This is a genomic window from Escherichia sp. E2661 (assembly GCF_004745185.1).
Classification (GTDB): domain Bacteria; phylum Pseudomonadota; class Gammaproteobacteria; order Enterobacterales; family Enterobacteriaceae; genus Escherichia.
Window position 1 is genome coordinate 177,736 of the sequence record NZ_PDIG01000037.1, and the last position, 17,326, is coordinate 195,061.

Below are 17,326 nucleotides of genomic sequence, written 5' to 3' on the forward strand. Positions count from 1 at the left end.
CATGAGTGAAAAAAGCATTGTTCAGGAAGCCCGTGATATTCAACTCGCCATGGAGTTGATAACCCTCGGTGCTCGTTTGCAGATGCTGGAAAGCGAAACACAATTAAGTCGCGGACGCCTGATCAAACTCTATAAAGAGCTGCGCGGAAGCCCGCCGCCGAAAGGTATGTTGCCGTTTTCCACCGACTGGTTTATGACCTGGGAACAAAATGTCCATGCGTCGATGTTCTGTAATGCATGGCAGTTTTTACTGAAAACCGGGTTATGTAATGGCGTTGATGCGGTAATCAAAGCCTATCGTTTATACCTTGAACAGTGCCCACAAGCCGAAAACGGACCACTGCTGGCGCTAACCCGCGCCTGGACTCTGGTGCGATTTGTCGAAAGTGATTTACTACAACTTTCCAGCTGCAACTGCTGCGGCGGTAATTTTATCACCCATGCTCATCAACCTGTCGGCAGTTTTGCCTGCAGCTTATGTCAACCGCCATCGCGCGCCGTAAAAAGACGTAAACTTTCTCAGAACCCTGCCGATATTATCCCTCAACTGCTGGATGAACAGAGAATACAGGCTGTTTAACTCATACGGTGTGGCGAAACACTCCAGCAGCGGTAAGCAATTGCCGCTGCTTTTTTTTCTCCAGCCGTAAGGTAACGTCTGCCGACTGAACATCCTGTCATGGTCAACAGTGGAAGGATGATGTCGTGCTTATCTTATTAGGTTACCTGGTTGTTCTCGGTACAGTTTTCGGCGGTTATTTGATGACCGGTGGAAGCCTTGGAGCACTCTATCAACCCGCTGAACTGGTGATTATTGCCGGTGCAGGCATTGGGTCGTTTATCGTCGGCAATAATGGCAAAGCAATCAAAGGTACGCTGAAGGCGCTGCCATTATTGTTTCGTCGCTCTAAATATACCAAAGCAATGTATATGGATTTGCTGGCGCTGCTTTACCGCCTGATGGCGAAATCGCGGCAAATGGGCATGTTCTCACTGGAACGCGATATTGAAAATCCACGAGAGAGCGAGATCTTCGCCAGTTATCCGCGCATCCTCGCGGATGCCGTTATGCTGGATTTTATCGTCGATTATCTGCGCCTGATTATCAGCGGCCACATGAATACCTTCGAAATTGAAGCCCTGATGGACGAAGAGATAGAAACGCACGAAAACGAAGCGGAAGTCCCGGCGAACAGCCTGGCGTTGGTCGGAGACTCTCTTCCTGCGTTTGGTATTGTTGCGGCTGTAATGGGGGTGGTGCACGCACTAGGATCAGCCGATCGTCCTGCCGCCGAGTTGGGGGCGCTTATCGCACATGCGATGGTGGGGACTTTCCTCGGTATCTTACTGGCTTACGGATTTATTTCCCCGTTGGCGAGTGTTTTGCGCCAGAAAAGCGCCGAAACCAGCAAAATGATGCAGTGCGTCAAAGTCACCCTGCTTTCTAATCTGAACGGTTACGCACCGCCTATCGCCGTTGAATTTGGTCGCAAAACGCTCTATTCCAGTGAACGTCCGTCGTTTGTTGAACTGGAAGAGCATGTGCGCGCGGTGAAAAATCCGCAGCAGCAGACGACAACCGAGGAAGCATGAAGAATCAAGCGCACCCGATTATTGTCGTCAAACGACGCAAAGCGAAATCCCACGGCGCAGCACATGGTTCGTGGAAGATTGCTTATGCTGACTTTATGACCGCGATGATGGCTTTTTTTCTGGTGATGTGGCTTATCTCCATCTCCAGCCCAAAAGAGCTGATTCAGATTGCGGAATACTTCCGTACGCCGCTGGCGACAGCGGTAACGGGCGGCGATCGAATTTCTAATAGCGAAAGCCCAATTCCCGGCGGCGGTGATGATTTCACCCAAAGCCAGGGGGAAGTGAATAAGCAGCCGAACATTGAAGAACTTAAAAAACGCATGGAGCAAAGTCGGCTGCGGAAATTGCGTGGCGATCTCGACCAGCTTATTGAATCAGACCCGAAACTACGGGCGATGCGTCCACATCTCAAAATCGATCTGGTACAGGAAGGTTTACGTATCCAGATAATTGATAGCCAGAATCGCCCGATGTTTAAAACCGGTAGTGCTGATGTCGAGCCCTATATGCGCGACATTCTGCGCGCCATTGCGCCGGTGCTGAACGGTATTCCTAACCGTATCAGCCTTTCAGGCCATACCGATGATTTCCCTTACGCCAATGGTGAGAAAGGTTACAGCAACTGGGAGCTTTCCACTGAACGCGCCAATGCGTCGCGCCGTGAGCTAATGGTGGGAAGTCTGGCTGATGGCAAAATTTTACGTGTTGTCGGCATGGCGGCGACCATGCGCTTAAGTGATCGCGGCCCGGATGATGCCGTTAATCGTCGAATAAGTCTGTTGGTGCTGAATAAACAAGCCGAACAGGCCATTTTGCATGAAAACGCCGAAAGCCAGAATGAGCCAGTAAGCGTCCTGGAAAAACCTGGGGTAACACCGCAGGTCAGTGTTTCCACAATGCCATCAGCCGAACCGAGGTGACAGCGTGAGCATGGATATAAGCGATTTTTATCAGACATTTTTTGATGAAGCGGACGAACTGTTGGCCGATATGGAGCAGCATCTGCTGAATTTACAGCCAGAAGCGCCAGATGCCGAACAATTGAATGCCATCTTTCGTGCGGCCCACTCCATCAAAGGAGGGGCGGGAACCTTTGGCTTTAGCGTATTGCAGGAAACCACGCATCTGATGGAAAACCTGCTCGACGAAGCCAGACGCGGTGAAATGCTGCTTAACACCGACATTATCAATCTGTTTTTGGAAACGAAGGACATCATGCAGGAACAGCTCGACGCTTATAAACAGTCGCAAGAGCCGGATGCCGCCAGCTTTGACTATATCTGCCAGGCCTTACGTCAACTGGCAATAGAAGCGAAAGGCGAATCGACCCCCGCCATGGCCCGGTTAAGTGTGGTTGCCAAAAGTGAACCGCAAGATGAACAGGGTAACAGTGAGTCGCCGCGACGAATTCTACTTTCGCGTCTGAAAGCGGGAGAAGTCGATCTACTGGAAGAAGAGCTGGGTCATTTGACAACGTTGACTGATGTGGTGAAAGCCGCTGATTCTCTTTCGGCAATATTACCGGGCGACATCGCGGAAGATGATATTAAAGCGGTGCTCTGTTTTGTGATTGAGGCCGATCAGATTGCCTTTGAAACAGTAGAATCCGCGCCAAAAATATCCCCGCCACCGGTACTTAAACTGGCAGCCGAACAAGCGCCAGCAGAACGTGTGGAACGGGAAAAACCGACGCGCGGTAGTGAATCTACCAGTATCCGCGTGGCGGTTGAGAAGGTTGATCAGCTGATTAACCTCGTTGGCGAACTGGTGATTACTCAGTCGATGCTGGCCCAGCGCTCCAGTGAACTGGACCCGGTGAATCATGGGGATTTGATTACCAGCATGGGGCAGTTACAACGTAACGCCCGCGATTTGCAGGAATCAGTGATGTCGATTCGCATGATGCCGATGGAATATGTCTTTAGCCGCTATCCCCGGCTGGTGCGCGACCTGGCGGGTAAACTTGGCAAACAGGTGGAGCTGACGCTGGTGGGCAGTTCCACCGAACTCGACAAGAGTCTGATAGAACGCATTATCGATCCTTTGACCCACCTGGTACGCAATAGCCTCGACCACGGTATTGAACTGCCAGAAAAACGACTCGCTGCGGGTAAAGATAGCGTTGGAAATTTAACCCTGTCTGCTGAACACCAGGGCGGCAACATCTGCATCGAAGTGACCGACGATGGCGCGGGGCTTAATCGAGAGCGGATTCTGGCAAAAGCTGTCTCACAAGGTCTGAGCGTTAGCGACAATATGACTGACGACGAAGTGGCGATGTTGATATTCGCCCCTGGTTTTTCCACGGCGGAGCAGGTCACCGATGTTTCCGGGCGCGGCGTCGGCATGGATGTTGTTAAACGTAATATCCAGGAGATGGGTGGCCACGTTGAAATCCAGTCGAAGCAGGGCGTTGGCACCACAATCCGCATTTTACTGCCGCTAACGCTGGCGATCCTTGATGGCATGTCGGTACGCGTTGCTGACGAAGTTTTCATTCTGCCGCTGAACGCCGTCATGGAATCACTACAACCTCGTGAAGCCGATCTCCATCCACTGGCAGGCGGCGAGCGAGTACTGGAAGTGCGTGGTGAATATCTGCCCATCGTCGAACTGTGGAAAGTATTCAACGTCGCAGGCGCGAAAACCGAAGCTACAGAGGGGATTGTTGTCATTCTGCAAAGTGGCGGTCGCCGCTACGCCTTGCTGGTGGATCAGTTAATTGGTCAACATCAGGTGGTGGTTAAAAACCTTGAAAGTAACTATCGCAAAGTCCCTGGCATTTCTGCTGCAACCATTCTTGGCGACGGCAGCGTGGCACTGATTGTTGATGTTTCCGCCTTGCAGGCGATAAACCGCGAACAACGTATGGCGAATACTGCCGCCTGATTGAGTAAAAAGGGAATAAATATGACCGGTATGACAAATGTAACAAAGCTGGCCAGCGAACCGTCAGGCCAGGAGTTTCTGGTATTTACCCTCGGTGACGAAGAGTACGGCATCGATATTCTGAAAGTGCAGGAGATCCGTGGCTACGATCAGGTTACGCGGATTGCCAATACACCCGCGTTTATCAAAGGCGTCACTAATCTGCGCGGCGTGATTGTGCCAATTATCGATTTGCGTATTAAGTTCAGCCAGGTGGATGTGGAGTACAACGATAACACGGTGGTTATCGTTCTGAATCTTGGGCAGCGGGTGGTCGGCATTGTGGTAGATGGCGTTTCAGATGTTCTTTCATTGACGACGGAACAAATTCGCCCGGCACCGGAATTTGCGGTGACGCTTTCCACAGAATACCTCACCGGCCTGGGCGCGCTGGGCGATCGCATGCTAATTCTGGTTAATATCGAAAAACTGCTGAATAGCGAAGAGATGGCTTTGTTGGATAGCACGGCATCAGAAGTCGCATAATTTATCCCGCTGTACTCAAATGAAATGAGCCCGATACCCTGCGGATCGGGTTTTTCATTTTAATTTCGCCATGACTGGCATCAGAAATAAAGTTTCCCTCCTTCCTGCCGATAACGAAATCAACTTGTTTTCAGGAAGGTGCCTTATGATTAACCGTATCCGCGTAGTCACGCTGTTGGTAATGGTGCTGGGGGTATTCGCACTGTTACAGCTTATTTCCGGAAGTCTGTTTTTTTCTTCTCTTCACCATAGCCAGAAAAGTTTTGTGGTTTCCAATCAATTACGGGAACAACAGAGCGAGTTGACCTCAACCTGGGATTTAATGCTGCAAACGCGCATTAATCTGAGTCGTTCAGCCGTGCGGATGATGATGGATTCATCCAATCAACAAAGTAACGCCAAAGTTGAATTACTTGATAGCGCCAGGAAAACATTGGCCCAGGCAGCGACGCATTATAAAAAATTCAAAAGCATGGCACCGTTACCTGAAATGGTCGCTACCAGTCGTAATATCGATGAAAAATATAAAAACTATCACACAGCATTAACAGAACTGATTGATTATCTTGATTATGGCAATACTGGAGCCTATTTCGCTCAGCCAACCCAGGGAATGCAAAATGCGATGGGCGAAGCCTTTGCCCAGTACGCCCTCAGTAGTGAAAAACGGTATCAAGCTATCGTCACTGACAACGCGGATGATTACCGATTTGCCCAGTGGCAACTGGCGGTTATCGCGCTGGTGGTGGTATTGATTCTGCTGGTGGCGTGGTACGGCATCCGCCGCATGCTACTTAACCCGTTAGCGAAGATCATTTCTCACATCCGAGAAATTGCTTGTGGCAATCTGGCGAATACCCTCAGCATTGCCGGGCGTAGTGAAATGGGCGACCTGGCACAGAGCATTTCACATATGCAAGGTTCTCTGACTGACACGGTCAACCATGTGCGAGAAGGTTCAGACGCCATCTATGCCGGTACACGTGAAATTGCTGCGGGTAATACCGATCTTTCCTCCCGTACTGAACAGCAGGCATCGGCGCTGGAAGAAACGGCCGCCAGCATGGAACAGCTCACTGCAACGGTGAAACAGAACGCTGATAACGCCCGTCAAGCCTCGCAACTGGCGCAAAGTGCCTCCGACACTGCTCAGCATGGTGGCAAAGTCGTGGACGGTGTGGTGAAAACCATGCACGAAATTGCCGACAGTTCGCAGAAAATTGCCGACATTATTAGCGTTATTGATGGCATTGCTTTCCAGACCAATATCCTGGCACTGAACGCGGCTGTTGAAGCCGCCCGAGCAGGGGAACAGGGGCGTGGTTTTGCCGTGGTGGCGGGCGAAGTGCGTAATCTCGCCAGTCGCAGCGCCCAGGCGGCAAAAGAGATCAAAGCGCTGATTGAAGATTCCGCCTCCCGCGTTGATACCGGTTCGGTGCTGGTAGAAAGTGCCGGGGAAACCATGACTAATATTGTCAATGCCGTCACCCGTGTTACCGACATTATGGGCGAGATTGCCTCGGCATCGGACGAACAGAGTCGGGGTATCGATCAAGTGGCGTTGGCAGTGTCGGAAATGGATCGCGTCACGCAACAGAACGCATCGCTGGTGCAGGAATCAGCTGCCGCCGCAGCTGCGCTGGAAGAACAGGCCAGTCGTTTAACGCAAGCGGTTTCCGCGTTCCGTCTGACTGCCCGCTCGCAAACGAATAAACCACAATCACAATCCCGCCCTGGTACTGAACAACCACCCGCACAGCCGCGATTGCGTATTACTGAACAAGATCCAAACTGGGAAACATTTTTGATGGTTTTTTGCTCAAGAACCATCGCCGCCAGATGAGGCTGATGATGCAACAGAACCTCGCGCTTATCATCTCTGGTGGCGTTATTTATAGGTCGTTATACAACACAACTGGCGCAGTTACAGGCTGCGCCAGGGGTATCCTGAAGTGACTGAGAAAGGCGCTATGACATCATCTCTGCCCTGCGGGCAAACGTCTTTATTGTTACAGATGACCGAGCGCCTGGCGCTTTCCGACGCGCATTTTCGGCGGATAAGTCAATTGATCTATCAACGTGCGGGGATAGTCCTGGCGGACCACAAACGCGACATGGTTTACAACCGCCTGGTGCGCCGTTTGCGCTCGCTGGGGCTTGCAGACTTCGGCCATTATCTGAATTTACTGGAATCTAATCAGCACAGCGGCGAGTGGCAGGCGTTTATTAATTCGCTGACTACAAACCTGACGGCATTTTTCCGCGAGGGGCATCATTTCCCATTGCTCGCGGAGCACGCCCGCCACAGCTCTGGCGAGTATCGCGTATGGAGTGCGGCGGCATCGACAGGTGAAGAACCCTACAGCATTGCGATGACGCTGGCGGACACGCTGGGCACCGCGCCCGGACGCTGGAAAGTATTCGCCAGCGATATCGACACCGAAGTGCTGGAGAAAGCCAGAAGCGGCATTTATCGCCATGAAGAGCTGAAAAACCTGACGCCGCAACAACTCCAGCGCTACTTCATGCGCGGCACAGGGCCGCATCAAGGGCTGGTGCGTGTGCGTCAGACACTGGCGAACTACATCGATTTTTCCCCGCTGAATTTGCTGGCGAAACAGTACGCTGCGCCGGGACCGTTCGATGCGATCTTCTGTCGTAACGTCATGATCTACTTCGATCAAACGACCCAGCAGGAGATTTTGCGCCGCTTTGTACCGCTGCTTAAGCCCGACGGATTATTGTTTGCGGGTCACTCTGAAAACTTTAGCCACCTTGAGCGCAGCTTCACATTGCGTGGACAGACGGTGTATGCGCTAAGTAAGGATTAACGATGAGTAAAATCAGGGTGTTGTCGGTCGATGACTCGGCACTGATGCGCCAGATAATGACAGAAATCATCAATAGTCATAGTGACATGGAAATGGTAGCGACGGCTCCCGATCCGCTGGTCGCGCGTGATTTGATTAAGAAATTCAACCCTGATGTGCTGACGCTGGATGTCGAAATGCCGCGTATGGATGGACTGGATTTCCTCGAAAAATTAATGCGTTTGCGACCGATGCCCGTAGTGATGGTTTCTTCTCTGACAGGCAAAGGTTCCGAAGTCACGCTGCGTGCTCTGGAGTTGGGGGCGATAGATTTTGTCACCAAACCGCAACTGGGGATCCGCGAAGGAATGCTGGCGTATAGCGAAATGATTGCCGAAAAGGTGCGTACGGCAGCAAGGGCAAGCCTTACTGCGCATAAACCGTTATCGGCACCGACAACGCTGAAGGCCGGACCGCTCTTGAGCTCAGAAAAGCTGATTGCGATTGGCGCCTCAACGGGGGGAACTGAGGCGATTCGTCACGTATTGCAACCGTTGCCGCTTTCCAGCCCGGCACTGTTAATTACCCAGCATATGCCGCCCGGCTTTACCCGCTCTTTTGCCGACAGACTTAATAAGCTGTGCCAAATCGGCGTGAAAGAAGCCGAGGACGGAGAACGCGTCTTGCCGGGGCATGCCTATATCGCCCCGGGCGATCGGCATATGGAACTGGCGCGTAGCGGCGCGAATTATCAAATCAAAATTCACGATGGTCCGGCGGTTAATCGCCATCGGCCATCGGTAGATGTGTTGTTCCATTCGGTGGCCAAACAGGCGGGGCGTAATGCGGTTGGGGTGATCCTGACGGGCATGGGCAACGACGGCGCGGCGGGAATGTTAGCAATGCGTCAGGCGGGGGCATGGACTCTTGCGCAAAATGAAGCAAGCAGCGTGGTGTTCGGCATGCCGCGCGAGGCCATCAATATGGGTGGCGTCTGCGAAGTGGTCGATCTTAGCCAGGTAAGCCAGCAAATGCTGGCAAAAATCAGTGCCGGACAGGCGATACGTATTTAAATCAGGAGTGTGAGATGGCGGATAAAGAGCTTAAATTTTTGGTTGTGGATGACTTTTCCACCATGCGACGCATCGTGCGTAACCTGCTGAAAGAGCTTGGATTTAATAATGTTGAGGAAGCGGAGGATGGCGCCGATGCTCTCAATAAGTTGCAGGCGGGAGGATATGGTTTTGTTATCTCCGACTGGAACATGCCAAACATGGACGGCCTGGAATTGCTGAAAACGATTCGTGCTGATGGCGCGATGTCAGCCTTGCCGGTGTTAATGGTGACTGCGGAAGCGAAGAAAGAAAACATTATTGCCGCAGCACAAGCGGGGGCCAGTGGCTACGTGGTTAAGCCATTTACCGCCGCGACGCTGGAGGAAAAACTCAACAAAATCTTTGAGAAACTGGGCATGTGAGGATGCGACTATGATGCAACCATCAATTAAACCTGCTGATGAAAATTCTGCTGGCGATATCATTGCGCGCATCGGCAGCCTGACGCGTATGCTGCGCGACAGTCTGCGGGAGCTGGGGCTGGACCAGGCCATTGCAGAAGCGGCGGAAGCCATCCCTGATGCTCGCGATCGTTTGTACTACGTTGTGCAGATGACTGCCCAGGCTGCGGAGCGGGCGCTGAACAGTGTTGAGGCTTCACAACCGCATCAGGATCACATGGAGAAATCAGCAAAAGCGTTAACCCAACGCTGGGATGACTGGTTTGCCGATCCCATTGACCTTGCCGACGCTCGCGAACTGGTGACCGATACACGGCAATTTCTGGCGGATGTGCCGACGCATACCGGTTTTACCAATGCGCAGTTACTGGAAATCATGATGGCGCAGGATTTTCAGGACCTGACCGGGCAGGTCATTAAACGAATGATGGATGTCATTCAGGAGATTGAACGCCAGTTGCTAATGGTGCTGCTGGAAAATATCCCAGAGCAGGATGCACGTCCGAAACGTGAAAGCCAGAGTTTGCTGAATGGACCACAGGTAGATACCAGCAAAGCCGGTGTGGTAGCCAGTCAGGACCAGGTCGACGATTTGTTGGATAGCCTTGGATTCTGATTTGTATTGCCTGATGTGACGCGGCCGCGTCACATCAGGCGGTCGGATGACGCCGCATCCGACAAACATGTCACCATGCCTGATGTGCTGTGGCAAAAGCCCTAAATCCCGCCTTTTTTACCCCTTACTCAAACCATTGAACGCTTTGCGCTCTGGCATCATTCACGCTTATTACTCTTTCCAGGATTGGCGACGTGTCTGACGAGAGCGACGACAAAACAGAAGCCCCCACACCTCACCGACTTGAAAAAGCGCGGGAAGAGGGGCAAATCCCGCGTTCCCGTGAATTAACGTCGCTGCTGATTTTGTTAGTGGGCGTGTGTGTTATCTGGTTTGGCGGTGTGTCGCTGGCTCGTCGATTGTCGGGCATGCTCTCCGCGGGATTGCATTTTGATCACAGCATCATCAATGACCCGAATCTGATCCTCGGGCAGATTATTCTGCTAATCAGAGAAGCCATGCTGGCACTGCTGCCGCTGATTAGCGGCGTGGTGCTGGTGGCGCTCATTTCTCCGGTGATGCTGGGTGGCCTGGTATTTAGCGGCAAATCCTTGCAGCCGAAGTTTTCCAAACTCAACCCGCTACCGGGCATTAAACGGATGTTTTCGGCACAAACCGGTGCGGAGTTGCTTAAAGCGATTTTGAAATCCATCCTGGTCGGCAGTGTGACGGGGTTTTATCTCTGGCACCACTGGCCGCAAATGATGCGCTTAATGGCGGAGTCCCCCATTACCGCCATGGGTAATGCGATGGATCTGGTAGGGCTATGCGCACTGCTGGTGGTGCTTGGCGTTATTCCGATGGTGGGATTTGACGTCTTTTTCCAAATCTTCAGCCACCTGAAAAAGCTGCGTATGTCACGGCAGGATATTCGTGATGAGTTCAAACAAAGCGAAGGCGACCCTCATGTCAAAGGGCGAATCCGTCAGATGCAGCGAGCTGCGGCACGGCGGCGGATGATGGCCGATGTGCCGAAAGCGGACGTTATCGTCAATAACCCAACTCACTACTCAGTGGCTTTGCAGTACGACGAAAACAAAATGAGCGCACCTAAAGTGGTCGCTAAAGGTGCAGGGCTGGTCGCGCTGCGCATTCGTGAAATTGGCGCTGAAAATAACGTCCCGACGCTTGAAGCGCCGCCGCTGGCGCGAGCGCTGTATCGACATGCGGAGATCGGTCAACAAATCCCGGGTCAACTATATGCCGCCGTGGCGGAAGTGCTGGCCTGGGTCTGGCAACTGAAACGTTGGCGTCTGGCTGGTGGACAGCGCCCTGTACAACCAACTCATCTTCCGGTGCCGGAAGCCCTGGATTTTATTAACGAGAAACCGACCCATGAGTAATCTGGCCGCGATGCTGCGCCTGCCTGCAAACCTGAAATCGACACAATGGCAGATCCTTGCCGGACCGATTTTGATCTTGCTGATTTTGTCGATGATGGTGCTGCCATTGCCTGCATTCATTCTCGACCTGCTGTTTACCTTTAATATCGCGTTGTCGATTATGGTGTTGCTGGTGGCGATGTTTACCCAGCGTACGCTCGAGTTTGCCGCTTTTCCGACAATCCTGCTGTTCACCACGCTGTTGCGTCTGGCTCTTAACGTGGCTTCAACCCGTATCATTTTGATGGAAGGCCATACCGGCGCGGCGGCGGCAGGGAAGGTGGTCGAAGCGTTCGGTCACTTCCTCGTTGGTGGCAATTTCGCTATCGGTATCGTGGTGTTCGTCATTCTCGTGATCATCAACTTTATGGTTATCACCAAAGGTGCCGGGCGTATCGCGGAAGTGGGCGCGCGTTTTGTTCTCGATGGTATGCCGGGTAAGCAGATGGCGATTGACGCCGACCTGAACGCCGGATTGATTGGTGAAGATGAGGCGAAAAAACGCCGCTCCGAAGTGACTCAGGAAGCCGATTTTTACGGCTCAATGGACGGGGCAAGTAAGTTTGTTCGCGGCGATGCCATCGCCGGGATCCTCATCATGGTCATTAACGTTGTCGGCGGATTGCTGGTCGGTGTGCTGCAACATGGCATGAGCATGGGACACGCGGCGGAAAGTTATACGCTATTGACCATTGGCGACGGACTGGTGGCACAAATCCCGGCACTGGTGATTTCTACCGCCGCGGGGGTCATCGTTACGCGTGTCAGCACCGATCAGGATGTTGGCGAGCAGATGGTGAATCAGCTTTTCAGTAACCCAAGCGTTATGTTGTTAAGCGCCGCCGTGCTCGGTTTACTCGGCCTGGTGCCTGGAATGCCGAACCTGGTATTTTTGCTGTTCACGGCGGGATTGCTCGGGCTGGCCTGGTGGATCCGCGGACGAGAACAAAAAGCGCCTGCCGAACCCAAACCGGTAAAAATGGCAGAGAATAATGCCGTTGTCGAAGCGACGTGGAACGATGTGCAACTGGAAGATTCTTTGGGAATGGAAGTGGGCTATCGACTGATCCCGATGGTTGATTTCCAACAAGATGGCGAGTTGCTGGGCCGTATTCGTAGTATTCGTAAGAAATTTGCTCAGGAAATGGGCTTCCTGCCGCCGGTGGTGCACATTCGCGACAATATGGATTTGCAACCGGCACGTTATCGTATTTTGATGAAAGGCGTAGAGATTGGCAGTGGCGATGCTTGATCCGGGGCGCTGGCTGGCAATTAACCCTGGTACCGCTGCCGGGACGTTACCTGGTGAAGCGACCGTCGATCCGGCTTTTGGCCTGAATGCTATCTGGATCGAAAGTGCGCTAAAAGAACAGGCGCAGATTCAGGGGTACACCGTGGTTGAGGCCAGCACAGTGGTGGCAACGCATCTTAACCATCTCATTAGCCAGCATGCCGCAGAGTTGTTTGGTCGCCAGGAGGCGCAACAACTGCTGGATCGCGTCGCCCAGGAGATGCCAAAGCTGACGGAAGATCTCGTTCCTGGCGTCGTCACGCTCACCACGCTACATAAAGTGCTGCAAAATCTGCTCGATGAAAAAAGTGCCGATTCGCGATATGCGCACCATTCTCGAAGCGCTGGCAGAACATGCGCCAATCCAAAGCGATCCACATGAATTAACCGCCGTCGTGCGCGTGGCGTTGGGACGGGCGATTACCCAGCAGTGGTTTCCTGGCAAAGATGAAGTCCATGTTATTGGCCTCGATACGCCGCTGGAACGTTTGTTACTACAGGCGTTGCAGGGTGGGGGCGGACTGGAGCCAGGGCTGGCGGATCGTTTACTGGCGCAAACCCAGGAAGCGCTATCCCGTCAGGAGATGCTGGGTGCGCCGCCTGTATTGTTGGTGAACCACGCGCTGCGACCATTATTGTCTCGCTTCCTGCGCCGCAGCTTGCCGCAGTTAGTGGTGCTGTCGAATCTGGAACTATCTGATAACCGACATATCCGCATGACGGCGACGATTGGCGGTAAATGATGAGATCCTTATTGGCTATGCTGTTGTTTCCGGTGATTGCGCAAGCCGCCGGAGAGGGGATGTGGCAGGCAAGTAGTGTCGGAATTACGCTAAATCATCGCGGTGAGTCGATGTCTTCTGCACCTCTTTCTTCGCGACAACCTGTTTCAGGATTGATGACGCTGGTGGCGTGGCGTTATCAGCTTATCGGTCCGACCCCCGCGGGACTGCGGGTACGTTTATGCTCACAATCTCGTTGTGTCGAATTAGAGGGGCAGAGCGGAACCACCGTGGCTTTTTCCGGTATAGCGGCAGCAGAACCGTTGCGCTTTATCTGGGAAGTGCCTGGCGGTGGGCGGTTAATTCCGCCGCTGAAAGTACAACGTAATGAAGTGATTGTGAATTATCGGCGGTGATAAAAAAGCCGATGTCCGTAACTGCGACATCGGCCTTTGACACATAACGCGATTACATACGCTCTACAGTCTCAATACCCAGCGTATCCAGACCCAGCTTCAGCGTCTTCGCCGTCAGTTGTGCCAGTTTCAGACGGCTGTTACGCACTTCTTCGTTTTCTGCGCTGAGGATCGGGCAGTGCTCGTAGAAGCCAGAGAACAGACCGGCCAGGTCGTACAGGTAAGCACACATCACGTGCGGCGTGCCTTCACGGGCAACCACGGTGAGGGTTTCTTCAAACTGCAGCAGACGAGCAGCCAGTTGCGCTTCACGATCTTCACGGATGATTACCGGAGCTGAAGCCAGTTGCTCTTCGTTAATTTCTGCTTTACGGAACACAGACAAAACACGCGTGTAAGCATACTGCATGTATGGCGCGGTATTACCCTCAAACGCCAGCATGTTGTCCCAGTCGAAGATGTAGTCGGTAGTGCGGTTTTTAGAGAGATCCGCGTATTTCACCGCGCCGATACCCACCGCATTGGCCAGTTTTTCCAGCTCGTCAGCTGGCATATCCGGGTTCTTTTCTGCCACCAGACGACGTGCACGCTCCAGGGCTTCATCCAGCAGATCGGCCAGTTTCACCGTACCGCCCGCGCGGGTTTTGAACGGTTTGCCGTCTTTGCCCAGCATCATGCCGAACATGTGGTGTTCCAGCGGTACGGATTCCGGCACGTAGCCTGCTTTGCGGACGATCGCCCATGCCTGCATCAGGTGTTGATGCTGACGGGAGTCGATGTAATACAGCACGCGATCGGCATGCAGTGTTTCATAACGATATTTCGCACAGGCGATATCAGTAGTGGTGTAAAGATAGCCGCCATCTTTCTTCTGAATGATCACGCCCATCGGTTCGCCTTCCTTGTTTTTGAACTCATCAAGGAATACGACGGTTGCGCCTTCGCTTTCTACTGCCAGACCTTTGGCTTTCAGGTCCGCTACGATACCCGGCAGCATCGGGTTGTAGAGGCTTTCGCCCATCACGTCATCGCGGGTCAGCGTCACGTTCAGACGATCGTAGGTGATCTGGTTCTGCGTCATGGTGATGTCGACCAGTTTGCGCCACATCTCGCGGAAGTATTCGTCACCGCTTTGCAGTTTTACCACGTAGTTACGTGCGCGCTCGGCGAACTCTTCATCTTCATCGTAATGCTTTTTCGCATCGCGGTAGAAACCTTCAAGGTCAGCCAGTTCCATTTCACCGGCGTTTTCCTGCTGCTGTTTTTCCAGCCACGCAATCAGCATACCGAACTGAGTACCCCAGTCGCCGACGTGGTTCGCGCGAATCACTTTGTGACCGAGGAACTCCAGAGTACGCACTGCCGCGTCACCAATAATGGTAGAGCGCAGATGACCGACGTGCATCTCTTTCGCCACGTTCGGTGCGGAGTAGTCAACCACAATGGTCTGTTTTTCTGGCGTAGCAACACCGAGACGATCTGACGCCAGCGCCTGCTGAACATGTTCAGCCAGGAATGCCGGATCAAGGAAAATGTTGATAAAGCCTGGACCGGCGATCTCAACTTTGCTGGCGATACCGTTAAGATCCAGATGAGTCAGCACCTGCTCTGCTAATTGTCGCGGTGCCATACCCAGTTTTTTAGCAACTGCCATCATGCCGTTAGCCTGATAGTCGCCGAACTGAACTTTTGCTGACTGACGAACCTGCGGTTCGCAATCCGCAGGCGCGCCTGCCGCAATCATGGCCTGACGGACTTTTTCTGAGAGAAGAGCCTGAATATTCACCGGAATACCTTACATTGATGAAGCGAGCAAAAATTGCCCGCACCAGTTAAAGAAATTAGGGCGGGAGTATACTGCAAATGGCTGTTTTCGTCAGCAACGTGCGCGCGGCGTATTGCCGTTTTCACTATTGCATCAGAAGCGGCGTGAAATCAGCGGTTGGTTGGGGAAGGGCAACAGGGTAAATTAACGCTTTTACTGAAAGACGAAGAGTGATTATGGCGAACTGGCAATCTATCGACGAGTTGCAGGATATTGCATCGGATTTACCGCGATTTACCCACGCATTAGATGAACTTTCCCGCCGTCTGGGGCTGGATATCACTCCGCTGACTGCCGATCACATTTCTTTGCGTTGCCATCAAAACGCCACTGCTGAACGCTGGCGTCGCGGGTTTGAACAGTGCGGTGAACTCCTGTCAGAAAATATGATCAATGGCAGGCCGATTTGTCTGTTTAAATTGCATGAGCCGGTACAGGTTGCGCACTGGCAGTTTTCCATTGTTGAGCTACCGTGGCCCGGGGAAAAACGTTACCCGCACGAAGGTTGGGAACATATTGAAATCGTTCTACCGGGCGAGCCAGAAACGCTGAATGCCCGTGCGCTGGCGTTGCTTTCTGATGAAGGACTCAGCCTGCCAGGGATCTCAGTTAAAACCAGTTCGCCAAAAGGTGAGCATGAGCGATTACCGAATCCGACGCTGGCGGTCACCGATGGCAAAACGACGATTAAATTTCATCCGTGGTCCATTGAAGAGATCGTCGCCAGCGAGCAGTCGGCGTAATTAAGGAGCAAAAATGGCATTACTGGAAATTTGCTGTTACAGCATGGAATGCGCACTAACGGCGCAGCAAAATGGCGCTGACAGAATTGAATTGTGTGCGGCACCGAAAGAAGGGGCTTAACGCCGTCGCTGGGCGTGCTTAAATCCGTGCGTCAGCAGATAACGATTCCCGTGCATCCGATCATCCGCCCGCGCGGTGGTGATTTTTGCTACAGCGACGGCGAGTTTGCCGCCATTCTTGAGGATGTTCGTACTGTCCGCGAATTAGGCTTTCCGGGACTGGTGACGGGCGTTCTCGATGTTGACGGTAATGTCGATATGCCACGAATGGAAAAAATAATGTCTGCTGCCGGTCCGTTGGCCGTTACTTTTCATCGTGCCTTCGATATGTGTGCTAACCCATTAAATACACTGAATAATCTTGCGCAATTGGGCATTGCCCGGGTACTGACTTCCGGGCAAAAATCAGACGCTCTGCAAGGTTTATCAAAAATTATGGAACTTATTGCCTATGGTGATACTCCAATCATCATGGCCGGAGCAGGAGTCCGTGCAGAAAACCTGCACCACTTCCTCGATGCCGGAGTGCTGGAAGTCCATAGCTCCGCGGGAGCGTGGCAAGCCTCACCGATGCGTTATCGTAATCAAGGATTGTCCATGTCATCAGATGCACACGCGGACGAGTATTCGCGTTATGTCGTAGACGGGGCGGCGGTTGCTGAAATGAAAGGAATCATTGAACGCCATCAGGCCAAATGATTTTTACCGTTGCATCATGTCGCCCAATATGATGCTTGCTCGTACCAGGCCCCTGCAATTTCAACAGGGGCCTTTTTTATTCCCTGTTAGTATAAAAAATGAACGATTGCCGTGATGTGTAGAACGGGTGACAGTGCGCATAGCGTTGTGCTAAAAATATTTTATATATTCATATTAATTATGCGATTTAAATTACTAAAACTGACAAATATATATTATAAATAACGACTGGGTTA

At 52.4% G+C, this 17,326-nt stretch carries 14 protein-coding genes and 2 pseudogenes; 15 read left to right on the plus strand and 1 reads right to left on the minus strand.

The features are described from left to right. Position 1: 1 nt before the first annotated feature. From flhC to flhe, 13 genes and pseudogenes are all read left to right on the plus strand, one after another. Positions 2-580, plus strand: a complete 579-nt coding sequence (flhC, locus tag CRI63_RS19940) for a flagellar transcriptional regulator FlhC (protein ID WP_064529301.1) — start codon at positions 2-4, stop codon at positions 578-580. Positions 581-705: 125 nt separating this feature from the next. After that, positions 706-1,593 (plus strand): flagellar motor stator protein MotA, encoded by an 888-nt coding sequence (motA, locus tag CRI63_RS19945; RefSeq protein WP_130208527.1) that lies wholly within the window; start codon positions 706-708, stop codon positions 1,591-1,593. Further along, positions 1,590-2,516, plus strand: coding sequence for a flagellar motor protein MotB (gene motB / locus CRI63_RS19950; RefSeq protein WP_130208525.1), 927 nt, complete (start codon positions 1,590-1,592; stop codon positions 2,514-2,516). Before motA ends, motB begins: the two co-directional genes overlap by 4 nt. 4 nt (positions 2,517-2,520) lie before the next feature. Next, the gene (cheA, locus tag CRI63_RS19955) at positions 2,521-4,485 is read left to right on the plus strand and encodes a chemotaxis protein CheA (protein WP_135520551.1); all 1,965 of its coding nucleotides are present in this window, start codon (positions 2,521-2,523) and stop codon (positions 4,483-4,485) included. Between the two features lie 21 nt (positions 4,486-4,506). Next, positions 4,507-5,010, plus strand: a complete 504-nt coding sequence (gene cheW, locus CRI63_RS19960; RefSeq protein WP_130218676.1) for a chemotaxis protein CheW — start codon at positions 4,507-4,509, stop codon at positions 5,008-5,010. Between the two features lie 145 nt (positions 5,011-5,155). Then, the gene (gene tar, locus CRI63_RS19965; RefSeq protein ID WP_135520553.1) at positions 5,156-6,853 is read left to right on the plus strand and encodes a methyl-accepting chemotaxis protein II; all 1,698 of its coding nucleotides are present in this window, start codon (positions 5,156-5,158) and stop codon (positions 6,851-6,853) included. Positions 6,854-6,980: 127 nt separating this feature from the next. Further along, on the plus strand, positions 6,981-7,841 hold the full coding sequence (cheR, locus tag CRI63_RS19970) for a protein-glutamate O-methyltransferase CheR (protein ID WP_135520555.1): 861 nt from the start codon (positions 6,981-6,983) through the stop codon (positions 7,839-7,841). Positions 7,842-7,843: 2 nt separating this feature from the next. Continuing rightward, the gene (gene cheB, locus CRI63_RS19975) at positions 7,844-8,893 is read left to right on the plus strand and encodes a protein-glutamate methylesterase/protein glutamine deamidase (RefSeq protein ID WP_064529294.1); all 1,050 of its coding nucleotides are present in this window, start codon (positions 7,844-7,846) and stop codon (positions 8,891-8,893) included. 14 nt (positions 8,894-8,907) lie between these two features. Beyond that, the gene (cheY, locus tag CRI63_RS19980; protein WP_000763855.1) at positions 8,908-9,297 is read left to right on the plus strand and encodes a chemotaxis response regulator CheY; all 390 of its coding nucleotides are present in this window, start codon (positions 8,908-8,910) and stop codon (positions 9,295-9,297) included. A gap of 10 nt (positions 9,298-9,307) precedes the next feature. Then, positions 9,308-9,952, plus strand: coding sequence for a protein phosphatase CheZ (cheZ, locus tag CRI63_RS19985; RefSeq protein ID WP_064529292.1), 645 nt, complete (start codon positions 9,308-9,310; stop codon positions 9,950-9,952). 194 nt (positions 9,953-10,146) lie between these two features. Continuing rightward, positions 10,147-11,295, plus strand: coding sequence for a flagellar biosynthesis protein FlhB (flhB, locus tag CRI63_RS19990; RefSeq protein WP_001563506.1), 1,149 nt, complete (start codon positions 10,147-10,149; stop codon positions 11,293-11,295). Beyond that, a pseudogene (flhA, locus tag CRI63_RS19995) lies at positions 11,288-13,368 on the plus strand (flagellar biosynthesis protein FlhA). Before flhB ends, flhA begins: the two are co-directional and overlap by 8 nt. Further along, a complete protein-coding gene (flhe, locus tag CRI63_RS20000) occupies positions 13,368-13,763 on the plus strand; it encodes a flagellar protein FlhE (protein WP_135520631.1) in 396 nt (131 codons plus the stop codon). Before flhA ends, flhe begins: the two are co-directional and overlap by 1 nt. 52 nt (positions 13,764-13,815) lie before the next feature. Here flhe and argS read toward each other — a convergent pair whose 3' ends face one another. Further along, positions 13,816-15,549 carry an arginine--tRNA ligase gene (argS, locus tag CRI63_RS20005; protein WP_130208507.1) on the minus strand — a complete coding sequence of 578 codons (1,734 nt, stop codon included), beginning with the start codon at positions 15,547-15,549 and terminating at the stop codon, positions 13,816-13,818. Between the two features lie 215 nt (positions 15,550-15,764). Between argS and CRI63_RS20010 the strand changes: the two genes are divergently transcribed. Together CRI63_RS20010 and cutC are read left to right on the plus strand one after the other, a co-directional pair. Beyond that, on the plus strand, positions 15,765-16,331 hold the full coding sequence (locus tag CRI63_RS20010) for a VOC family protein (protein WP_130218686.1): 567 nt from the start codon (positions 15,765-15,767) through the stop codon (positions 16,329-16,331). Between the two features lie 13 nt (positions 16,332-16,344). Continuing rightward, a pseudogene (cutC, locus tag CRI63_RS20015) lies at positions 16,345-17,090 on the plus strand (copper homeostasis protein CutC). Positions 17,091-17,326 lie beyond the last annotated feature (236 nt).

Bases quoted from the DNA above. Each gene is read 5' to 3' on its own strand.
- cheZ (WP_064529292.1), top strand. From the start codon at position 9,308: ATGATGCAACCATCAATTAAACCTGCTGATGAAAATTCTGCTGGCGAT.
- cheY (WP_000763855.1), top strand. From the start codon at position 8,908: ATGGCGGATAAAGAGCTTAAATTTTTGGTTGTGGATGACTTTTCCACC.
- motB (WP_130208525.1), top strand. From the start codon at position 1,590: ATGAAGAATCAAGCGCACCCGATTATTGTCGTCAAACGACGCAAAGCG.
- CRI63_RS20010 (WP_130218686.1), top strand. From the start codon at position 15,765: ATGGCGAACTGGCAATCTATCGACGAGTTGCAGGATATTGCATCGGAT.
- cheW (WP_130218676.1), top strand. From the start codon at position 4,507: ATGACCGGTATGACAAATGTAACAAAGCTGGCCAGCGAACCGTCAGGC.
- tar (WP_135520553.1), top strand. From the start codon at position 5,156: ATGATTAACCGTATCCGCGTAGTCACGCTGTTGGTAATGGTGCTGGGG.
- cheR (WP_135520555.1), top strand. From the start codon at position 6,981: ATGACATCATCTCTGCCCTGCGGGCAAACGTCTTTATTGTTACAGATG.
- flhe (WP_135520631.1), top strand. From the start codon at position 13,368: ATGAGATCCTTATTGGCTATGCTGTTGTTTCCGGTGATTGCGCAAGCC.
- cheB (WP_064529294.1), top strand. From the start codon at position 7,844: ATGAGTAAAATCAGGGTGTTGTCGGTCGATGACTCGGCACTGATGCGC.
- flhC (WP_064529301.1), top strand. From the start codon at position 2: ATGAGTGAAAAAAGCATTGTTCAGGAAGCCCGTGATATTCAACTCGCC.